The organism is Pseudarthrobacter sp. rb, assembly GCF_056389225.1.
The window spans coordinates 1-1,945 of sequence record NZ_JBWJAR010000038.1 but is presented as its reverse complement, the minus strand read 5'-3'; the positions used below and the strand labels follow the sequence as shown (position 1 = coordinate 1,945).

1 rRNA gene is annotated in these 1,945 nt (G+C 55.3%); it reads right to left on the bottom strand.

The window, feature by feature from the left end:
* Positions 1 to 239: 239 nt before the first annotated feature.
* Positions 240 to 1,761: ribosomal RNA gene (locus ACWRN3_RS22625) — 16S ribosomal RNA — on the bottom strand.
* Positions 1,762 to 1,945 lie beyond the last annotated feature (184 nt).

Genomic DNA, 1,945 nt, shown 5'->3' with positions numbered 1-1,945 from the left:
CTCAGGACCCAACAGTGTGCCAAACACGAAAACCACCACATCACCACGCCCACCGTTCCAGAACCACCACCAGGTGGGGTTCGTACTAGAGAAGGACACGACAACACAACGGCCGCTATTTGTTGATATTCCACCCATGAGCACCCGCCGCAGGACAATCGCCTGCGCAACGGGCTTGCTTCCTGACAACCCCCACACCCGGACATACATCCAGGCCGGTAGCTGTAGGCGCTCCTTAGAAAGGAGGTGATCCAGCCGCACCTTCCGGTACGGCTACCTTGTTACGACTTAGTCCCAATCGCCAGTCCCACCTTCGACAGCTCCCTCCCACAAGGGGTTAGGCCACCGGCTTCGGGTGTTACCAACTTTCGTGACTTGACGGGCGGTGTGTACAAGGCCCGGGAACGTATTCACCGCAGCGTTGCTGATCTGCGATTACTAGCGACTCCGACTTCATGGGGTCGAGTTGCAGACCCCAATCCGAACTGAGACCGGCTTTTTGGGATTAGCTCCACCTCACAGTATCGCAACCCTTTGTACCGGCCATTGTAGCATGCGTGAAGCCCAAGACATAAGGGGCATGATGATTTGACGTCGTCCCCACCTTCCTCCGAGTTGACCCCGGCAGTCTCCTATGAGTCCCCACCATCACGTGCTGGCAACATAGAACGAGGGTTGCGCTCGTTGCGGGACTTAACCCAACATCTCACGACACGAGCTGACGACAACCATGCACCACCTGTAAACCGACCACAAGTGGGGGACCTGTTTCCAGGTCTTTCCGGTTCATGTCAAGCCTTGGTAAGGTTCTTCGCGTTGCATCGAATTAATCCGCATGCTCCGCCGCTTGTGCGGGCCCCCGTCAATTCCTTTGAGTTTTAGCCTTGCGGCCGTACTCCCCAGGCGGGGCACTTAATGCGTTAGCTACGGCGCGGAAAACGTGGAATGTCCCCCACACCTAGTGCCCAACGTTTACGGCATGGACTACCAGGGTATCTAATCCTGTTCGCTCCCCATGCTTTCGCTCCTCAGCGTCAGTTAATGCCCAGAGACCTGCCTTCGCCATCGGTGTTCCTCCTGATATCTGCGCATTTCACCGCTACACCAGGAATTCCAGTCTCCCCTACATCACTCTAGTCTGCCCGTACCCACCGCAGATCCGGAGTTGAGCCCCGGACTTTCACGGCAGACGCGACAAACCGCCTACGAGCTCTTTACGCCCAATAATTCCGGATAACGCTTGCGCCCTACGTATTACCGCGGCTGCTGGCACGTAGTTAGCCGGCGCTTCTTCTGCAGGTACCGTCACTTTCGCTTCTTCCCTACTGAAAGAGGTTTACAACCCGAAGGCCGTCATCCCTCACGCGGCGTCGCTGCATCAGGCTTGCGCCCATTGTGCAATATTCCCCACTGCTGCCTCCCGTAGGAGTCTGGGCCGTGTCTCAGTCCCAGTGTGGCCGGTCACCCTCTCAGGCCGGCTACCCGTCGTCGCCTTGGTAGGCCATTACCCCACCAACAAGCTGATAGGCCGCGAGTCCATCCAAAACCACAAAAGCTTTCCACCAACCACCATGCGATGATCAGTCATATCCGGTATTAGACCCAGTTTCCCAGGCTTATCCCAGAGTCAAGGGCAGGTTACTCACGTGTTACTCACCCGTTCGCCACTAATCCACCAGCAAGCTGGCATCATCGTTCGACTTGCATGTGTTAAGCACGCCGCCAGCGTTCATCCTGAGCCAGGATCAAACTCTCCGTTGAAAACAAACAGACACAACCAAAACCACCGGAAATAACGGCGACAAAGACTGCACAAAATTTGAAACCAGCTAAAAACACCAAACCACACCACAGGGGCGGCACGATTCGGCAAATTCAACCAATTACATACATAATCGGTATCAACAAACTTGGCACACTATTGAGTTCTCAAACAACAGACACA